13 protein-coding genes are annotated in these 18,390 nt (G+C 72.2%); 10 read left to right on the top strand and 3 right to left on the bottom strand.

Features of this window, described 5'->3' with window-relative positions:
* Positions 1-20 precede the first annotated feature (20 nt).
* Positions 21-719: a polysaccharide deacetylase family protein gene (locus ID574_RS02890; RefSeq protein WP_223166306.1), complete on the top strand. Its 699-nt coding sequence runs from the start codon at positions 21-23 to the stop codon at positions 717-719.
* A 47-nt stretch (positions 720-766) separates the two neighbouring features.
* Complete coding sequence (locus ID574_RS02885) at positions 767-2,044, top strand: D-arabinono-1,4-lactone oxidase (protein ID WP_188187182.1); 1,278 nt, start codon at positions 767-769, stop codon at positions 2,042-2,044.
* 70 nt (positions 2,045-2,114) lie between these two features.
* Here ID574_RS02885 and ID574_RS02880 read toward each other — a convergent pair whose 3' ends face one another.
* A complete protein-coding gene (locus ID574_RS02880) occupies positions 2,115-2,822 on the bottom strand; it encodes a hypothetical protein (RefSeq protein ID WP_188187181.1) in 708 nt (235 codons plus the stop codon).
* Between the two features lie 113 nt (positions 2,823-2,935).
* On the opposite strand from ID574_RS02880, the gene ID574_RS02875 reads away from it, so the two are divergent.
* The gene (locus ID574_RS02875; protein ID WP_188187180.1) at positions 2,936-4,114 is read left to right on the top strand and encodes a protease inhibitor I9 family protein; all 1,179 of its coding nucleotides are present in this window, start codon (positions 2,936-2,938) and stop codon (positions 4,112-4,114) included.
* A gap of 163 nt (positions 4,115-4,277) precedes the next feature.
* Entirely contained in the window at positions 4,278-6,791 is a 2,514-nt protein-coding gene (sepH, locus tag ID574_RS59405; RefSeq protein ID WP_223166305.1) for a septation protein SepH, read from the top strand.
* Positions 6,792-7,160: 369 nt separating this feature from the next.
* Here sepH and ID574_RS02865 read toward each other — a convergent pair whose 3' ends face one another.
* Both ID574_RS02865 and ID574_RS02860 read right to left on the bottom strand, forming a co-directional pair.
* Positions 7,161-8,630 (bottom strand): PH domain-containing protein, encoded by a 1,470-nt coding sequence (locus ID574_RS02865; protein WP_188187179.1) that lies wholly within the window; start codon positions 8,628-8,630, stop codon positions 7,161-7,163.
* 722 nt (positions 8,631-9,352) lie between these two features.
* Positions 9,353-9,874 (bottom strand): PH domain-containing protein, encoded by a 522-nt coding sequence (locus ID574_RS02860; RefSeq protein WP_188187178.1) that lies wholly within the window; start codon positions 9,872-9,874, stop codon positions 9,353-9,355.
* A gap of 1,184 nt (positions 9,875-11,058) precedes the next feature.
* Between ID574_RS02860 and ID574_RS02855 the strand changes: the two genes are divergently transcribed.
* From ID574_RS02855 to ID574_RS02830, 6 genes are all read left to right on the top strand, one after another.
* Positions 11,059-11,583 (top strand): YbhB/YbcL family Raf kinase inhibitor-like protein, encoded by a 525-nt coding sequence (locus tag ID574_RS02855; RefSeq protein ID WP_223166304.1) that lies wholly within the window; start codon positions 11,059-11,061, stop codon positions 11,581-11,583.
* A 183-nt stretch (positions 11,584-11,766) separates the two neighbouring features.
* On the top strand, positions 11,767-13,398 hold the full coding sequence (locus ID574_RS02850; protein ID WP_188187176.1) for a hypothetical protein: 1,632 nt from the start codon (positions 11,767-11,769) through the stop codon (positions 13,396-13,398).
* 224 nt (positions 13,399-13,622) lie between these two features.
* The gene (locus tag ID574_RS02845; protein WP_188187175.1) at positions 13,623-13,760 is read left to right on the top strand and encodes a hypothetical protein; all 138 of its coding nucleotides are present in this window, start codon (positions 13,623-13,625) and stop codon (positions 13,758-13,760) included.
* 99 nt (positions 13,761-13,859) lie between these two features.
* Positions 13,860-16,103 carry a SulP family inorganic anion transporter gene (locus tag ID574_RS02840; RefSeq protein WP_188187174.1) on the top strand — a complete coding sequence of 748 codons (2,244 nt, stop codon included), beginning with the start codon at positions 13,860-13,862 and terminating at the stop codon, positions 16,101-16,103.
* Positions 16,104-16,107: 4 nt separating this feature from the next.
* Positions 16,108-17,124 (top strand): NAD-dependent epimerase/dehydratase family protein, encoded by a 1,017-nt coding sequence (locus ID574_RS02835; protein ID WP_188187173.1) that lies wholly within the window; start codon positions 16,108-16,110, stop codon positions 17,122-17,124.
* 286 nt (positions 17,125-17,410) lie between these two features.
* Positions 17,411-18,358 carry a serine hydrolase gene (locus ID574_RS02830; protein ID WP_188187172.1) on the top strand — a complete coding sequence of 316 codons (948 nt, stop codon included), beginning with the start codon at positions 17,411-17,413 and terminating at the stop codon, positions 18,356-18,358.
* Positions 18,359-18,390 lie beyond the last annotated feature (32 nt).

The following is an 18,390-nucleotide window of genomic DNA, read 5'->3' as shown; positions in this document are numbered from 1 at the left end:
CCCGACACATCAGTTCACTCTTGGCAATCGCGGCTGTTTGCGTCACCCTCACCCCGGCGCCCGCGTCCGCCCAGGCCCCCAAGAAGGCTCCGGTCGACTGCACGCAGGTGAAGTGCGTCGCGCTGACCTTCGACGACGGACCGGGCAAGTACGCGGGAACCCTGCTCGACACGCTGAAGAAGTACGACGCCAAGGCGACGTTCTTCCTCGAGGGCCAGTACGTGAAGAGCCGCCCCCAGTTCGTCAAGCGGATGGCCGCCGAGGGCCACGAACTGGGCAACCACAGCTACAAGCACCCTGACTTCAGGACACTCGAGACCTGGGAGATCAGGGCCGAGATCAAGAAGACGCAGGACGAGATCAAGAAGGCGGCCGGCGTCGAGCCCAAGCTGCTGCGGCCCCCGTACGGGATGGCCGACCTGACGGTCTCCGAGATCGCCACCGAGTTCGGCATGCCGATCATCCTGTGGACCGGCGGCTCGGAGGACTGGAAGACCAAGAACGTCGAGGCGATCAAGAAGAAGACCCTTGAGGTGGCCAAGCCCGGCAGCATCATCCTCATGCACGACTGGGTGAAGCAGACCGTCGACGCCATGCCGTCGATCGTCAAGTCGCTGCAGAAGAAGGGCTACCACCTGGTGACGGTGTCCGACATCGTCAAGAACGAGAACCTCCAGCCCGGCGACGTCTTCCCGGTTCCCGAGGGCTGGGAGAAGTGAGTATCGTTCACGTTTGACGTGGACGAGGTCTTTCGAAGGGGCCGCTCATGGTCTTCACGAACTGGGCGAGGAACCAGTCGGGCAGCCCCGCCGAGGTGCGTGCGCCCGCGTCCGTCGCGGACGTCGTACGCGCCGTACGGGACGCCGCCGCCTCCGGGCGGCGGGTCCGCATGGTCGGCACGGGCCACTCCTTCACCGGAGTGGCCCTGACCGACGGCATCATGCTCCGCCCGCACGCGCTGACCGGCATCAGGTCGGCCGCGGGCGACCGCGTGACCGTGCTGGCCGGCACCCCGCTGCGGGTGCTGAACGAGCTCCTCGACGAGCGCGGGCTGGCGCTGGCCAACATGGGCGACATCACCGAGCAGACCGTCGCGGGCGCGATCCAGACCGGCACCCACGGCACGGGACGCGACAGCGGCGGGCTCGCCGACCAGGTCGCCGAGCTGGAGCTGGTGCTGGCCGACGGCTCGGTGGCGACCGCGGTCCCGGGCGAGGACCTGTTCGACGCGGCCCGGGTCGGCCTGGGTGCGCTCGGGGTGCTGACGGCCGTGACGTTCCGGGTCGAGCCCGCGTTCCTGCTGCACAACAGGCGGCGCAAGATGTCGCTCAGGGAGATCTTCGCCTCGCTGGACGAGCTCACCTCCGCCAACGAGCACCTCGACTTCTTCTGGCTGCCGCACACCGACGCGTGCCTGGTCAAGACCAACAACCGGCATCCGGGGCCGGCCCGGCCGCCGAGCCCGGCCAAGCGGTGGCTGGACAACGTGTTCCTGGAGAACACCGTGTTCGGGGCCGCCTGCGCGGCTGGGGCCCGCTTTCCCGGGCTGATCCCGCGGATCAACGAGGTCAGCGCGGCGGCGCTCGGGGACTCGGAGTCGGTGGACACCTCGTACAAGATCTTCACAGCGCGGCGGGACGTGCGGTTCCTGGAGATGGAGTACGCGGTGCCGCGCGAGCGGCTCGCCCAGGCGCTGCGCGAGACCAGGGACCTGATCGAGCGGATGGACTGGAGGATCACCTTCCCGGTCGAGGTGCGGGTGGCACCGCCCAGCGACGCCTGGCTGTCCACCGCGTACGGGCGGGCCACGGCGTACGTCGCCTGTCACATCTACCGGCCGACGCCCCATACGGCGTACTTCGAGGGCGTGGAAGAGATCATGACGCGGCTGGGCGGGCGGCCGCACTGGGGCAAGCTGCACACCAGGGACGCCGCGTACCTGGGCAAGGTCTATCCCCGCTTCGCGGACTTCGTCGCCCTGCGCGACCGGCTCGACCCGCGCCGCCTGTTCACCAACGACTACCTGGACCTGGTGCTCGGCTAGGCCCGCTTCCCGGGCCCCGGCGTCGCGACGAGCGGCCGCCGGCGACGGGACGCCACGTGCGAAGACGAGCCTAGGGCGCCGGGGTCGCGGTCTGCTCCGCCTGCTCGTCCTGCGCGGGGTCCTCGGTCGGTTCGGCCTGGTCGGTGGGCGGGGGCTGCTCGGCCACGTCCGGCCGCCCCTCCTCCGCCCGCACCGGCGCGGTGGTCGTGGGCGCCGGTGACGGCGCGACCGTGTCCTCCTGCGTGGGGGCCGGGGTGGGCGTCTTCGTGGGGGCCGGCTTGCCGGTCTCCGAAGGCGTCGGGGTCGCGGGCCGCTCCGTGGCTTTCCCGGGCCGGTACGCGGGCGGATCGCCCTCCTCCGGCGCCCGCTCCGCCGACGCCCTGTCCGCCTCGCCCGCCTTCTTCGGGGACTTGCCGACGATCTGCTCGTGGACCGTCTGCTGGGCGGCGGCCTGGTAGACCAGGATGCTCCCCATGCTCACCGCGAACACCACGGCCGCGGCCGCCGCGATCTTCACCCACGGCAGCCTCCGGCTGGACTCCTCGGGCTCATGCCGCCGCCCGCTCAGCGCGTGCTGCTTGACCCGTTCGCCCGTGCGCTTGAGATAGTGCGTGTAGACGGCGGTGGCGATCGTGCTCGCGACGCTGACGACGGCCGCGCCGATCACCGTGCCCGCCACGCCCAGGTAGGAGGCGGCCACCGCGGCGGTCACCGACGCCAGGGCACCGCCCAGGATCTGTGGCCCGCTCAGCTCGAACTTCCGCTGGTCGTCGCCCATCCCCCGGATCAGTCCCCTCTTGTCATGTGTTCGGTAAAGAGTTGTCTCGTGAATAGACGTGAAGGCGTGTCCTGTTGTTCGTGTGACCTGCGTGACAGGCACCCTCCTAGCTCGTGTCCCGACGACTCGGCCTGCCCTCCGTGTATCTCGCCGCGGCCGTGGCGACGGCCGCCGCGACCGCCGTCCCTCTGGCCATGACGCCCGCCTCGGGACTCACCCTGCGCCCTGCGGCCACCGAGCCCACCCGGCCCTACATCGTCATCGCGCGCAGCGGGGCGGACGCCCGCGACCTCGTCGGCGAGGTGCGATGGCGGGTGCGGCGCTACTACACCGCGGCCCTGCCCGGCTTCGCCACGTTCCTCACCGCCGCCGAACTCGCCGAGCTGCGCGCCGACCCGAGGGTCCGCACGGTCGAGCCCGACCGGCAGATCCACGCCATGCCGGGCCGCGCACCCGCTCGTCCGCCCGCCGACCCGGCCACCGGGGCGGGCGTCACCGTGTACGTCGTGGACAGCGGCGTGAACGCCGGCCCCGGAGACCGGGCGGGTCGCACGCTCGACCCGGGGGACCAGGCCGGGCGGGCACTCGACCCCGGCGATCATGTCGGGCGCGCACCCAGCCCCGGCGGCCGGGCCGGGCATGCCCTCGACCCCGGCGATCATGCCGGGCACGCGCACGACGCCGGGGACCACGTCCGGCACGCGCACGACGCCGGAGACCACGCCGGGCGCGCGCCCGACGCCGACGGCCGGTCCTGGCGCGACCTGGACTTCGACGGCCGGGCGTGGCGCGCCTTCGACGCCACCGGCGGCGCCGGTCGTGACTGCACCGGACACGGCACGCAGGTCGCCGGCCGGGTCCACGCCGCGGCGCCCGAGGCCAGGATCGCCTCAGTACGGGTGCTCGGCTGCGGCGGGCCCGGCATGCTGGCCGACGTGCTGGCGGGGCTCGACTGGATCCGCAGGCACGCGCGCGGGCCGTCCGTCGCGACCCTCTCCCTCGACGGGTCCGGGTCTCCCGCGTTCGACACCGCCGTGGACGCTCTGGTGCGATCGGGGGTCTTCGTGGTCGGCGCGGCCGACTCCGTCGCCTGCCGGGTCACGCCGGGCGGCGCGGCGTACTCCGCTCTCGCCCCGCACCTCGCGGGGGCCGCCGCCCGCCATCTGGAGCGCCATCCCGGCGCGAATCCGGCCTTCCTGACGTCTCGGTTCAACTGCACTCCGGCCCACGGCGCGATTCGCCAGAACCCGTCGGCGGCATCTAACCTCCTCATGCACAGCGGCGGGCTCTAGAGGGATGGATTCGACAAATGTGACCGGCGTCACATCGCCCCGGGGCTATCCCAGGAAGGCGATGTTCGGACATGCCGGGTACGGTGCTGGCAGGCAACCGGCACACGCGAGAGACTCAAGGGTCCGGGGGAAGAATGGCAGCGACGCTGACGAAGGGACTCGCATGCAGGAGCTCCGACTCGTCGCGGTGAGTGAGGACGGCACCTACCTCGTGCTGGCAACGGCCGGGCGGGGCACCCGCTTCACTCTTCCCGTGGACGACCGGCTCCGTGCTGCCGTCCGCGGCAACTTCTCCCGTCTCGGCCAGTACGAGATCGAAGTGGAGAGTCCGTTGCGCCCCAAGGAGATCCAGGCCCGCATTCGCGCCGGAGAGACCGCGGAGGAGATCGCGGCGACCGCCGGCATCCCGGTCGAGCGGGTGCGCTGGTTCGAGGGGCCGGTGCTGCAGGAGCGGGAGTACGTCGCTCAGCAGGCGCAACGGGTCGCCGTGCGCATGCCTGGGGAGTCCGCGCCCGGGCCGACCCTCGGCGATCTCGTCGCGGAGCGGCTGACCAGGCGCGGCGTGCCCACGGACGAGATCGACTGGGATTCCGCCAAGCGCGACGACGGCCTGTGGCGGGTCAAGCTCGGCTACGTGTGGAACGGTCACACCCGGCACGCCGAATGGCTCTTCGACCCGCGCAAGCGCCACGTGACGCCCCACGACGACGAGGCCATGCGCCTGTCCGCGGCCGACTTCGACCCCGAGCCGCCCGTGGTCGAGGACACCACGGTGACGCCGTTCACGCCGCGCGTGGCCAAGCTGCAGCCGGTGCCGCCGCTCGCCTCCGACGCGGTGCCGTTCCCCTCGGTGGCGCGGCGTGAGCCGGAGGAGCCGGCGGTCGGCTACAACCCCCCGCCCAGATCCTCGGAGACCGCCTACACCCGCACCCCGGACGCCCCGTCCCGCGACGCTTCGTTCGACCGCTCGGACTCCCCGTCCCGTGACACCACGTTCGACCGAGCCGACACCCCGTCCCGCGACGCCACGTTCAATCGTCCCGATGTGTCGTCACGCGAGGCCCCGTTCGACCGTGCCGCGCCGCCGCGTGAGGCGACGCCCGACACCGCCCGCGAGACCGGCTACACCCGCCCCGGCGACACCTCCCGCCGCGGCGGGTCTTCGCCGTGGCTGCCCGACTTCGGCTCCGGCCGCCCGGCCGACCACGACTCCATTTACGCCCCCGCCACGCCCACCGACGCCAACCCCATCACCGAGCAATCGGCCATCCCCGCCCGGGACGACCGCACGCCGGCCACCGAGCAGCCGCACACGCCCGAGAACACCCATGGCCTGCCGCAGGAGCAGCGTTCCAGGCAGGACCCGATCTCCGCCCAGGAGCAGCCGCCTGCGACGTCCCAGCCCACCGCGCAGACGCCCGCCGCCAAGCCGCCCCTGAGCCAGGAACCGGCCGCAGAGCCTGCGGCTGCCCGCGACACGGCCCACACCACGGAAGCCGCCGCACAGCCCACGACCGCCATCGACACGACGCATGCCACGGAAGGGGCCGCGCAGCGCACGGCGCCCCCCGTCCCCGACGTGGCCGCGCAGGACGAGCCGACCACGGACACACCGACCACGGACGCACCGACCACGCACGGGCCGCCTACAACCGCCCCTTCGTCCAAGCCGGAACCGACCGCCCAGCCGACCCCGGCCGCTCAGCCGACCACCGCCGCCCAACCGACCACCGCCGGTCAACCGACCCCCGCGGCTCAGCCGACCCCCGCAGCTCAGTCGACCACCACTACCGAATCGGCCGCCGCCGCGAGCGCTACCGCCGTTTCCACGCCGACCGCCGCGGAGGCAACCGCCGCCGGGCCGACCACGACCGCGGAGCCCCCGGTCGCCCGATCGGCCGCCACCGCCGACACGGCCTCCGTGGCAGGGGAGAGCACCGTCGCCGGACCGGCCGTCACCGAGACGACCTCCGCTCCCCAACCGAGCACCGCCGGGCAAGGCACCGCTCCCGCGCAAGGCACCGCTGTGGAGCGGGACACCGCCGATGCTCGTGACACCGCTGCCGAGCCGACCGCCACCCAGGCGTCGACCTCCGCCGCCGCACAGCCGGCCGCCGCCGCGGAGCCCGATGCCACCGAGTCGTCGTCCGCTGCCGCACAGCCGCCTTCTGCCGCTGAGACCGCCGCCACCGACGGGCAGGATGCGGCCTCCACGCCCGCGGAGACCACGCCCGCCACCGCAACTGCCCCTGCCCCTGCCCCTGCGGCGGAGGTCCCGGCCGAGACCACGAGCCAGCCTTCGGAGGCCAAGGAAGCGGTTGCCCAGGACGCGGAGCCCACCCCGTCCACTCCCGAGGCGTCGGAGCCGGCCCCGGCCGATCCCAAGGCCGCGGAGTCCGAAGCTCCCGAGGCCGGGAGTGCGACTGACGGCGAGCCCGAGCAGCCTGTCAAGGAGGCCAAGGCGCCAACGCCCAAGCCGAAGCCCGCTCCCACCGCCGAGCCCAAGGTCCCGGCAGCACGGGCCGGTAAGAACGAGGGCAAGGAGGAGCAGGCCGTACCGGTGCCGTCGCCGCCTCCCGCTCCGGCCGCCCGCCAGGCACGCAAGGGTTCAAGGGGCCGCAGGGCCTCGGTCCCGACCTGGGACGAGATCATGTTCGGCGCCCGTCGTCAGGACTGACCTCAACGTCGGGACTGATCTCAGCGTCACCGATCTCAGCGTCAGAACCGACCGCAACATCCGGACCGACTTCAGCGCCCGGACCCAGGTCAGCGCGCCGGATCGACCGCAACGCCGGGACAAACCCAGGACCCGAATCGAGCTCAGGACGCGAATTGAGCCCTGTACCCGAATCGGGCTCAGGGCGCGGATCGACCGCAGCACCCCCGGTGCCCTGTCGCACAGCGCGCCGCGCCTCGCCGTGCTGCGCATCGGGTATCACCGTGCCGCGCACCGGGCATCGCCGCACAACACGCCACGCATCACCGCGTCCTGTCCCGGTCGTCGCCCACGCCTGCCGCCCCGTCAGCCGGCCGGACGTCCGTTGGCTCAGTCCGTGGGCGGCGAGTCCTCCTCGGCCGACCGGAGGAAGGGGGCGAGCCATTCCGGCGTCACCTCTGCGGGGAAATCCGCCCCTTGGGCCACCGAGACGTCGATCGCCTCGTAGCCTCCCTTGCCCGCGCCCACACCGGCGATCAGCGTGAGCACTCCGGCCCGCCGCTGGAACCACGTCTGCCGCAGCCGCCACCCCACCACGGCCCGGCGCTCGATCACGGCCTGGGAACGCCGCAACGACCCGGAGCGCACGGCCATCCGTACGCCGTCGTAGCCGTGCCCCAGGGAGGCGTACCGGTCGAGCCCCAAGGGGACGCCCGCGCCGGCCAGCAGCAGCGACACCACCAGCAGGATCCACCACAGCATCGCGTCGGTCGCCCAGACCGCCACAGCGCTGACCAACGCCGTCATCGCCCAGGGGAAGACGGCTCGGAACAGGCGACGGTTGCGCGCCACGGGAGGGTGCGGGCGCAGGGCGGCCTCGTAGGGTCCGATCGCCTCCCCGGTCACCCCGACCGCGACCGGCCGGGGCACGTCGGGCAGCAGTTGCCCTCGGGTCTCCGAGTCGCCGAGCCCCGTCACGATGGCCCACACGCGCACGACCCCGGCCCACCGCTCGGCCAGCCCGTCCACGATCTCGTATCCGCGCACCCGCGCCGACTCCAGCGACACGCTGCGCCGGTTGATCAGCCCACGCTCGGCCACCAGGTAGCCGTCGCGCCGCTTGAGCACGAAGTTCCAGTTGAAGACCGCGTACATGAGCCCGCCGAGGACGGGCATCGCCAGGACGAGCAGCACGGCGAAGATCAGCAGCAGATAGGGGCGGTCCCACAGCCACTGGCCCACGTACCAGGCGGCGTCCCGGCCGAACCCCAGCTCGTCCCCCCACTGGAACGCCAGGCCCACGGCGCCGCCGGCGAGCGCGAACGGGGTGAACAGGTAGGCGCCGGACAGCGGCCCGTACAGGAGCCAGCGTCGGGGCACGTTGATGATCGGCCGTTCGACGGGGCGTTCGTGCGCCGGGCCTGGGGCCGCCGCGGCGGGGACACGGCTCTCCGGCTGGGCGGCGCGGCGCAGGAGCAGCGCCTTGAGGCGTTCGGCCTCCGCCAGCGTGACCCCGTCGAGCTCGGCCTCCTCGTTGCCGCCGCTGGCCCCCGTATCGATCTTGAGTACGGCCAGGCCGAGCAGCCGGTGCATGGGCGGGGTCGACACGTCGACGCCGCGGATCCGCTCCAGCGGAATGGTCCGGATGGAACGGCTGATCAACGACCGTTTGGTCTCCAGGCGATCGCCGACGATCTCGTACGTGAACGTGGCCCATCTGACGACCGCGAAGACCACGGTGCCGACGAGGCCGAGCGTCGCCCACCCGTACGACCTGGCCGAGAAGCCGCCCACGAAGAGCACGCCGAGGAGGGGCAGGAGCAGGGACGGCAACATGCGCACCGGATCGATGAGCAGCACCTTCGGACTCAACCGCAACGGCGCCCGACCAGGCGGCGACGGACGCCCCTGCGCCTCGCGCTCGCCCCCTTGCGGCCCGCCACCGTGCCCCAACGGCCTGCCCCCGGCGCCGGGAATCCCACCGCCCGAGCGGCGCAACCCGCCCCCGGCCTCAGGAGCCCCACCGCCTGACCGGGACGCCCCGCCCTCGGGCCCTGGCGCCTGTCCTCCATCTATCAACGGTCCGCCTACCGCCTCGGGTGAGCCGGCCTGAGGTTGCGGCGGCACCTCGCTTCCACGTGAGGCCGGCGACGAAGTGGCACTCGGCGGGGGTGGTGACGGCACATTTCTGGGCAAGGATGGCGACACACCTTCGGGCGGCGATGACGGGGCATCTGCGGCCAGCGGGGGCGACGCGGCGTCGGGCGGTGCGGACGAAGCGCCGCCGTCCGATGTGACCAGGCCCTCGCCGCCCCTGGACGATCGGCCGCCCCCCGATCCGCTGCCGTCGGCGGACTCGGGCGTGGGACGACCGTCAGGGCCTCCGGGCGCAGAGCCGCCCCCAGCGGCTTCGGGCGAGGAGCCGCCGCCGGCCCGCTCGGGCGTCGGGCGGCCGTCGCGGGAATCAGGCGCGAGGCCGCTGTGGGCGGCTTCGGGTGTGGGGTCGCCGTCAGCGGCGTCGGGTGGGGGATCGTTGTCTGTCGCGTCAGGTGGGGAGCCGCGGTGAGGAGGCCGAGGGTCGGTCATGTCGCGTCATCCCTGAGCTCCTCGGCCCGGTGCGCGAGCTGCTCGGCCAGCCCCGCCGCCACCTGGAGATCCAGACCCTTGATCGTCGAGGAGCCCGCGTGGGACGCGGTGCGGATCTCCAGCGTCGCCAGCCCGAGCATCCGTTCGAACCACCCTTGCCCCTTGTCGACCGTCTGGATGCGGCTCACGGGCACGAACACCCACTCCCTGGTCAGGAACCCCGACCTGGCGTAGACGACGTCGCCTGAGAGCTCCCAGCGATGTACGGAGTACCTTACGAACGGCTCGGCCACCAGGAACGGCAGCAGCACCACGACGACCGCCAGCGGCAACAACCAGGGGTTTCCGGCGAACCAGTCAGGCACCCAAGACCACCCGCTCCCGCCGACCCACCGCGCCACCAAGAGGGAGCCGCCGAGGAAGAAGGCGAACGCGACCAACGCCTCCAGCAGCCACAGGCGTACGGCCTTGGGCGAGACGCGGTTCGCCGGATCGCGTAGCGGGCCTGTTGACGTCACAAGGCCAGCTTAGGACCGATGGCGATCTGCCGTCGGGGCGGTAAAGATCCGCCGGTCGCCGCGGCGTGTCCGATCGCCCGCCTCCGGCGCGTGGTGCCATGCTCGGTGGCGGCCGGCCGCAGGCTGTCGAGCTTGGCCACGTCGGCGGCGCCACGTTCGTGCCAGCCAGGCTCGGGCCCCGCGCGGGACCGCACACAGCGCGAGCGCCTCACGCAACGTGGCAGCCGCCGTCCGCCCGATGCGATCCCCCTGCGTCATGCCAGCAACCGATCCCTACTCCAGTAGCCCGCTCGCCACCCAGCCTCGGACCGGCCAGCCCTCGGACCCGGCCAGCCCCGCGCCCACCCAGCCCGGCGTCCAACCAGCCCGCGTCCAACGAGCGTGTCCAACCAGCTCCGCCTCCAGCCAGCCCCGCGTGATGGCAGCCCCGCGTGATGGCAGCCCCGCGTAATGGCAGCAGACGTCTCTCGTGCCAGCAGATACGCCGCGCGGCCACATCCCCTGTCGGCCCCATGCGCTTCGCGGCATTGCCCCGCGGCCGGGCCGACGCCCCCACAGCCTCGCCCCCGTAGGTCGAGCCGACGCGCCACGCAGCCTCGCACCGCCTCCCCCACTGCCAGACCGACACGCTGCATAGCCCCACCCGCGGCCAGCCGACGCGCCGCATAGCCTCGCCCGCTCTCGGGCCGGGTGCGCCGCACGCCGTCACCCACCATCTGGGTGGTGCGGCTCACGGCTGCACCAGGCCGTCTGGCCGGCGTGGGGCCGCGGTCCCATCGGTGCCGGCCCCAATGCGGTTCGCAGTCCCCCATCGACCGCCGGCCCAATACCGCTTCCCGCCGATCTGGCGCATCTGGTTTTCGCCCGAGTCTGCGACCGAAACCAGTGTCCGTTTTGTGGCGTCGCCGTGCGGGATCCCGCCCGCCGTCCCGTCGACGTGACGCCGCAGGCCAGTAAGGGTCCCGAGGCGCGAGCCGATTCGGCTCGGCGGGTGGGGACAGAGGGGCGGATGTGGCCAACCTCACTCTCTAGATGCCTCGATTCCGGCCGATTTCGGATCCTTTACCGACCACGGACCATCGAGAAACGGTCTGCGCATCGCCGAGAGCCGCGTAGCATCGTCCGGCATGGGGCTGTGTAACGCGGCATCACGCGTGCGACGCACCGCCGTCACTGTGACGGCGGTGACCGCGCTGCTGGCGACGTCGGGGTGCGGCAGTTTCTTCGGCAGCTTCATCGGCAGGTCACAGGCCCAGGACATCGCGCGGATCAACGTCTCGAGCCCGGAGTTGCGCGACGGCAAGCCTTTGCCGCGCGAATACTCCTGCAGGGGCACCCAGGGCAGCCCGCCGCTGCGCTGGTCGAGTCAGCCGCTGTCCCAGGCGAAGTCGATCGCGATCGTGGTCGATTCACACACCCCATCAGAAGCGGCCGTGTACTGGGTGCTCTACAACATCCCGGCGACCACGACCGAGCTGGGCCCCAACGCCGCGGCCGAGCCCCCGGAGGGCAGCGGGCAGGCGAGGGTGACCAGTGGAAAAGCGGGCTACGAACCCCCGTGCAAGGAAAAAGGAAGCTACCGCTTCACGGTTTACACGTTGGACGGCAAGGTCGATCCCGGTAAGGGCAGTTCCCTGCCCGAGATCCTGAAGCAGATCGCGGACCAGACCATAGCCCGAGGCCGCCTCACGGCGGTCGACATCGAGTGAGAGACCGAACACCGCAGGTAGTACGGTGTACCAATTCTTCACGTAGGGTGTGACAACGCTCATAGTGGTCCGACACAATCAGATCCAATTGTTAGGCATTGGTGATCAAAGGGGGCAGGTCGCGTCGATGGCCGCGCGATCTCACCAGTGCCAGAGGGAGGCCATGGCTTTGAGGGTGGTGCAATGACTGCGGTTGTCGTGAGCTTGGTCGCCGTCGTGCTCGCCGTGCTCGTCGTCGTGGCACTGGGCATGCGTTCGATGAGTCGCCGGGAGAGCTCGCTCCCTCCGGAACGGCTGAAGGAGATGGCCGAGAAGGAGGAGAAGACCCACGCTCGCTCCACGGACGAGTTCGCGGCGCACGAGCCGCGGATGACCAATTTCAGCCCCGACTTCAGCCCCATCGACGCGCCCAAGCCGAAACCGGTGCGCACCGGACAGCGTGGCAGGCGTGGCGTCGACGAGTGGGGCAACCCCACGACGGACGAGGACGACGAGGAGTTCTGGGCCAACATCCGCAGCGATGCGGAGCAGGGCGGCTTCGGCGCCGGAGGCACCGTGGCGGCCAGGAAGGCCGCCGCCCGCCCCGACGACCGGGAACGTGCCGCCGACCGGCAGCGGACCGCGGACCGCGACCGGACCGCCGACCGCGACCGGACCGCCGAGCGGGCGCGCCCCGCTGAGCGGCAGCCGCAGCGCGCCGCCGAGCGTCCGAGCCGGCCGGAGCGTCCCGCCGAACGTCGCAGCGAGCGCAAGGCCAGGCCCCAGCCCGTCTCCGCCGCCGTCGACCCCAACGCGGCCACCCTCCAGGCTCCCTTGCCGCAGCGCCAGGTCCCCGCGGCCGCCAACCTCGCCGATCTGGTCGAGCCCGCCAGGCGTGCCACTCCCTCGCAGGCCGAGCTGGCCGACCAGCGCACCGTGACGTTCGCGGCGCCGACGGCCGACGTGATGAGCATCCTCGGCACGGGCGCCCAGCAGGTGCCCGCCGCCCGCCCCGAGCCGACCCCCTCCGCCCGCCCGCAGCCCGCGGCGAACGGCAGCGGCTCCTACCCCGCCTCCCCCGCGAACGGCAGCGGGTCGTTCCCGGCCTCCCCCTTGAGCGGCAGCGGCTCTTACCCGGCCTCCCCCGTGAGCGGCAGCGGGTCGTTCCCTGCCGCCGCCTCCACCGGCGGCGCGTTCCCCGCCTCCGGCCCGGCCTCCAGCGGCTCGTTCCCGGTGGCACAACCCACCCCCATCCACGGCGCGCCGACGAGCGACCCGTTCCCCGCCTACAACGGCGCGGCCGCCGACCCGCTCGAGACCACCTGGAACACCCCTCCGATGCCCACCCCCTCGGGCACCTGGCCCCCCACGGCCTCGCCCGACATCCTGGACGACCCCACCCCCGCCACCGTCTACGGCGGCCCCGCGACCTCCTGGCCGGCGTTCGAACAGCCGGCCGGCCGCTCCTCCTACCCGGCCTCGTACGAGGTGCGCACCGGCTGGGCGGTGGCCGACGACTCCGAGCCGCTCCCCGGCTCCTCCCCCGCCACCGGCAGCCCGACCGTGCCGGGCCGGGCGGTCTCGGCGGGCGCCTACGACGACGTGCTGTCGACCCCCACGCCCCCGGCGCCCCCGTCCTCGTTCCCCGCGTACGAGACGGGCGACATCACCACCGCCCCCGCCGCCCTGTGGCCCGAGCCGCCGTCGTCGAACGGCACTCAGAGCACCTGGCCGGGGTACGGCGGCGACGGGCTCGGCGACCAGCCCTCCCAGGGCAACGGCGGCGGCCATCGGCGGCCCTCGGAGAAGGACTACCCGCACGACTACTACCGCTGATCGCAGGCGCCGCCAGGTCGAAGGGAAGGAGACCGCTCCCTTTAGGGCCCTTTAGGGCCCTTTAGGGAGCAAGGGAATGCCGGGCGGGAAGGCGTTCCAGCGCCTGAGCGTGCCTTCAGCCGCAGGCCCATGCGGGTTCCGGCGAATACCAGTGTTATAAGAACACGATCGTTATCGCGGTGGATCCCCGCAACAACTCCGGCAGCTGCCCCGAATGAGGGCACGTGTCAGGGGAGAATCGCACCACCCAGGCCGGCTTCGTCTGCGTCACGTGCGGGTACGCCGCCAACGCGCACGTGGTCGGGGCGAGCAACATCAAGAGGGCCGGGCTGGTCCTCCGCGACGTCGCCCGCGCGGCGTAACGAGAAGCCACCCCCTTTACGGGTGGAGGAGTCACTAATGCGTAAAACCCATGTGACGCACCACTAAAGCAGGGTCGACGGAGCAATAGGGTTTGCTCCATGTTCCGCGACACGCAGAGTAGCTGGCTGAGCACCCTCCGGCATGATGTGCCAGCCTCGCTCGTGGTTTTCCTCATCGCGGTGCCCCTGTCGCTGGGCATCGCGATGGCCTCCGGGGCTCCCCTGGCCGCCGGACTGATCGCCGCCGTGGTGGGCGGAATAGTGGCGGGCGCGCTGGGCGGGTCCGCCGTGCAGGTGAGCGGGCCGGCCGCCGGGCTGTCCCTGGTGGTCGTCGACCTGGTGCACACGTACGGGTGGCGCGCCACCTGCATGATCACCTTGCTGGCGGGCGCTGTCCAGCTCGTGCTGGGAGTTTTCAAGGCCGCCAGGGCGGCGCTCGCGGTGTCCCCGGCCGTCATCCACGGCATGCTGGCGGCCGTCGGCGTGATCATCGCGCTGTCCCAGCTCCACGTCGTGCTCGGCGGCAGCTCGCAGCGCTCCGCCGTGGCCAATCTGATCGAGCTGCCCGGCCAGATCGCCGACCTGCACGGCCACAAGGTCATGGTCGGGCTCCTCACGATCACGGTGCTGGCGGTGTGGACTCGGCTGCCCAAGCGGGTCAAGGCGGTGCCGGCGCCGCTGGCCGCGCTGGTGGCGGCGGCGGTGACGGCGTGGGTGTTCGACTGGGACGTCACGCGCGTGGACCTGTCCGACAGCGTCACCGAGTGGGCCTTCCCGGTGCTGCCGCAGGGCGACTGGCACATGGTCGTCGCGTCGGTGCTGCTGGTGGCGCTGCTGGCGGGCTGCGAATCGCTGCTCTGCTGCGTGGCGGTCGACGGCATGCACGGCGGCCGCCGGGCCGATCTCGACCAGGAGCTGACCGGCCAGGGCGTGGCGAACATGGTCACCGGCGCGCTCGGCGGCCTGCCGGTGGCGGGCGTGATCGTGCGGAGCACCGCCAACGTGCGCGCGGGCGCGCGCACCCGCTGCTCGACGATCCTGCACGGGGTGTGGGTGCTGGTGTTCGCCCTCGGGTTCGGCTCGACGATCACGCTGATCCCGATGGAGGCGCTGGCGGCGCTGCTGGTGTTCATCGGCGTGCAGATGGTGAATCTCGGCCACATCAAGAAGGTCCACGGCCACGGCGAGGTCCCCGTGTACGTGGTGACGCTGGTCATGGTGATCCTCCTCGGGCTGGCCGAGGGGGTGCTGGCCGGGCTGGCTCTGGCGGCGCTGCTCGCGCTGCGCCGCCTGACCTGGGTCACCGTGCTGAAGCGGGAGGACCGGGACGGCCGGCTGCACGTGACGATCTCGGGCTCGCTCACGTTCCTGGGCGTGCCGAGGCTGACGCACGAGCTGCGGACGATCCCCGCGGGCACCCCGGTCGACCTCGACCTCAACATCGACTTCATGGACAACGCGGCCTTCGAGGCGCTCCACTCCTGGCGGCTCGACCACGAGCGCATGGGCGGCACGGTCGAGATCGACGAGCTGCACGACGAGTGGTACACGCTGGCGGCCAGCGGGGCGCGCATGTTCCCGGTGAAGTCGCCGCCCATGGTCCCGGACCGCTGGTGGCTGCCGTGGGCGCACCGGCGGCGCCACCCGATCGGCCGCGACATGCCGGACATCGGCGGCACCACGCGGGTGGAGTGCCAGCTGACGGCCGGGGCGCGCGAATACCACCGGCGCACGGCGCCGCTCGTGAAGCCCATCTTCACCGAACTGGCCCACAAGCAGCAGCCGTCGCACCTGTTCATCACGTGCGCGGACTCCAGGATCATGCCGAGCCTGATCACCGCGAGCGGTCCCGGCGACCTGTTCACGGTGCGCAACATCGGCAACCTGGTGCCGCGCAGGGGGTCGGAGCCGCACGACGACTCGGTGGTGGCCGCGATCGAGTACGCCACGCAGGTGCTGGGTGTGCACACGATCACGGTGTGCGGCCATTCGGGGTGCGGCGCGATGGCGGGGGTGCTGAGCGCGGGGGTCCAGGCGGGGAGCCTGCCGGGGCTGCGGCGGTGGCTGCGGCACGGCTACCACAGCCTGGCGACGTTCATCGAGACCGAGGGCGACCGGCTGCACAGCGGGGCGCTGGACGTGCTGTGCCGGGTCAACGTGCAGCAGCAGCTGGAGAACCTGCGGACCTACCGGAAGGTCGACGAGCAGGTCAGGGCCGGGAAGCTGGAGCTGGTGGGGCTGTACTTCGACATCGCGACGGCCCGGGTGCACATCGTGCCGCCGCTGCGTTCTACGCCCTCGGTGAAGAGGGGTGATCGCCGGGTGCTCGCGGCCGAAGAATGATCCCATGAAGGTTCTGGTCATCGGTGGGTCGGGTTTCCTGGGCCGTGCCGTCGTGGAGGAGGCGCTGGCCCGGGGCCACGAGGTCACGACGTTCAACAGAGGGCGCAGCGGGGCCGACGTGCCCGGGGTCGAGGCCGTGCGCGGTGACCGGGAGGCTCGGGACGACCTGAAGCGGTTAGCCGACGGGCGGTCGTGGGATTTCGTGGTCGACACCTCGGGCTACGTGCCGCGCGTGGTGGGCGAGTCGGCGCGCGTCCTGTCCGGGCACGCGGGGACGTACGCGTTCGTCTCCACGATCTCCGCGATCGCCGGCTTTCCTGGCAAGCCGGCCGAGGAGGACTCGGAGATCTGGCCGTGCGAGCCCGACGCCGGGCCGGACGACGGCAACTACGGGGTGCTGAAGGCGGGCTGCGAGCGGGCGGTGGAGCAGGGCTTCGACGGCAAGGTGCTGATCGTGCAGCCGGGGATCATCCTGGGGCCGCACGAGGACGTCGCCAGGCTGCCGTGGTGGCTGACCAGGATCGCGCGGGGCGGGCGGGTGCTCGCGCCCGGCGATCCGGCGGCGCCCATGCAGTTCGTGGACGCGCGCGACCTGGCGATCTTCACGCTGGATCAGGCGGAGCGCGGCACGGCCGACCGGTTCCTGGTGACGGGGCCCGTCGGCCAGACCACCTTCGGGGAGTGGCTGGGCCTGTGCAAGGAGGCGACCGGGTCCGACGCCGAGTTCGTGTGGGTGGACAGCATGTTCCTGGCCGAGCAGGGGGTGGGGACGTTCGTGGAACTGCCGCTGTGGGGCGGGCCGCCGTCGGAGGACATCGACCGCTTCTGGAGTGTGCCGACGGACAAGGCGCGGGCGGCGGGGCTGCGCATCCGTCCCGTCGCCGAGACGGTGCGCGACACGTGGGCGTGGCTGCGCGAGATCCCGGAGGACGAGCGCGACTTCGGCGCCGACACGACGCACGGGATCCCGGCGGAGAAGGAGGCCGCGATCCTCGCCGCGTGGGCGGCCCGTTCTGAGTAATCCTGCGCAGACCCGGGGCACGGGCGGGATTAGTGTCGCGGTGCCGGCGAGGTACTCCCGGTGCCCACGGCGCACCTCGCGGCGCCGGTCCTGACTCCCAGGGGCCGGAGGGGCGGAGGTGCCGATGCCTCCGCCCCTCACCTTTGAGCTGCCTCCGAGGGAATTTCCAGGTGGCGCACGTAGTGCTAACACGGTGGAAACACCCGTATCGGAATGCTGCCTGCCATGAGTTCCCGGGCTCCGCATTCCTTGTCGCCGTCTCTGTCCGCGTTCGGGTAGTCCGAGCGTGCCGGCCAAGCTCGGGGCGCGGCCGGAGCGGTGGCGTACCGCACTGGGGTCGATCGTGGCCGCGATCACGCCGCTGGTCGTGCTCACGTCGAGCGGCCTCTCCCCCGCACCCGCCCCCGCCCCCGTCCGCCTCAGCCCCGTCCCCGTCGCCATGACGACGACCCCGCAGCCGACACCGGCGAAGAAGCCGTCGCCCTCGGTCAAGAAGCCCTCTTTCAAGAAGCCGCTGACCCGGGCGCTGGACCGCTACCTCGACGACGTTCCCGGCGAGGTGGCGGTGTCGGTGCACGAGCCTTCCAGCGGGCTGTCCTTCTCCTACAACCGCGGGCTCAGGACGGCCACGGCCAGCATCGTCAAGGTCAACATCGTCATGGCGCTGCTGCTCAGAGCCCAGGGGCAGCGCCGCGGCCTCACCTCCTGGGAGCGGCGGGCGGCCGCGCAGGCCGTCAAGGTCAGCGACAACGCCGCCGCCTCGGCGCTGTGGTCGGCGATCGGCGGCGCGTCCGGCCTGGCCGCCGCGAACAAGCGGTTCGGCCTGCGTGACACCCGGCCTGGGCCGGGCGGGGCGTGGGGTGCGACCACCACCAGCGCCGCCGACCAGGTCCGGCTGCTGACCGCGCTCACCTCTCCCAAGAGCCCTCTGTCGGCCGGGAACCGCAGGCACGTGCTGGGCCTGATGGACGACGTGGCGCCCGAGCAGGCGTGGGGAGTGAGCGCGGCGGGCGGCCAGGACGCGGAGGTGGCGCTCAAGAACGGATGGCTGCCCCGCGAACGGCACGGCGGCCGGTGGACGGTCAACAGCATCGGGCGGGTGCGGGATGGCGGGCGCACGTACCTGATCGCCGTGATCTCCCACCGGCACGGCTCCATGGACGCGGGCGTCAAGGCGGTGGAGCAGGCCAGCCGGCTGGTCACCAAGGCCCTGTCCGAAGCCGTTTCACGTTGACGGGCATCAATCCCGCCGGAATACCCGTAAGT

The sequence above is a fragment of the Nonomuraea sp. SYSU D8015 genome, assembly GCF_008065375.1.
Lineage (GTDB): Bacteria > Actinomycetota > Actinomycetes > Streptosporangiales > Streptosporangiaceae > Nonomuraea.
The sequence above is the reverse complement of the archived record's forward strand: the minus strand, read 5'-3'. Positions and strand labels throughout refer to the sequence as shown.

What these genes read in the sequence shown, in the direction of transcription:
- ID574_RS02885 (WP_188187182.1), top strand. Translation starts at nt 767, where the DNA reads ATGGTCTTCACGAACTGGGCGAGGAACCAGTCGGGCAGCCCCGCCGAG.
- ID574_RS02880 (WP_188187181.1), bottom strand. Translation starts at nt 2,822, where the DNA reads ATGGGCGACGACCAGCGGAAGTTCGAGCTGAGCGGGCCACAGATCCTG.
- sepH (WP_223166305.1), top strand. Translation starts at nt 4,278, where the DNA reads ATGCAGGAGCTCCGACTCGTCGCGGTGAGTGAGGACGGCACCTACCTC.
- ID574_RS02850 (WP_188187176.1), top strand. Translation starts at nt 11,767, where the DNA reads ATGACTGCGGTTGTCGTGAGCTTGGTCGCCGTCGTGCTCGCCGTGCTC.
- ID574_RS02840 (WP_188187174.1), top strand. Translation starts at nt 13,860, where the DNA reads ATGTTCCGCGACACGCAGAGTAGCTGGCTGAGCACCCTCCGGCATGAT.
- ID574_RS02835 (WP_188187173.1), top strand. Translation starts at nt 16,108, where the DNA reads ATGAAGGTTCTGGTCATCGGTGGGTCGGGTTTCCTGGGCCGTGCCGTC.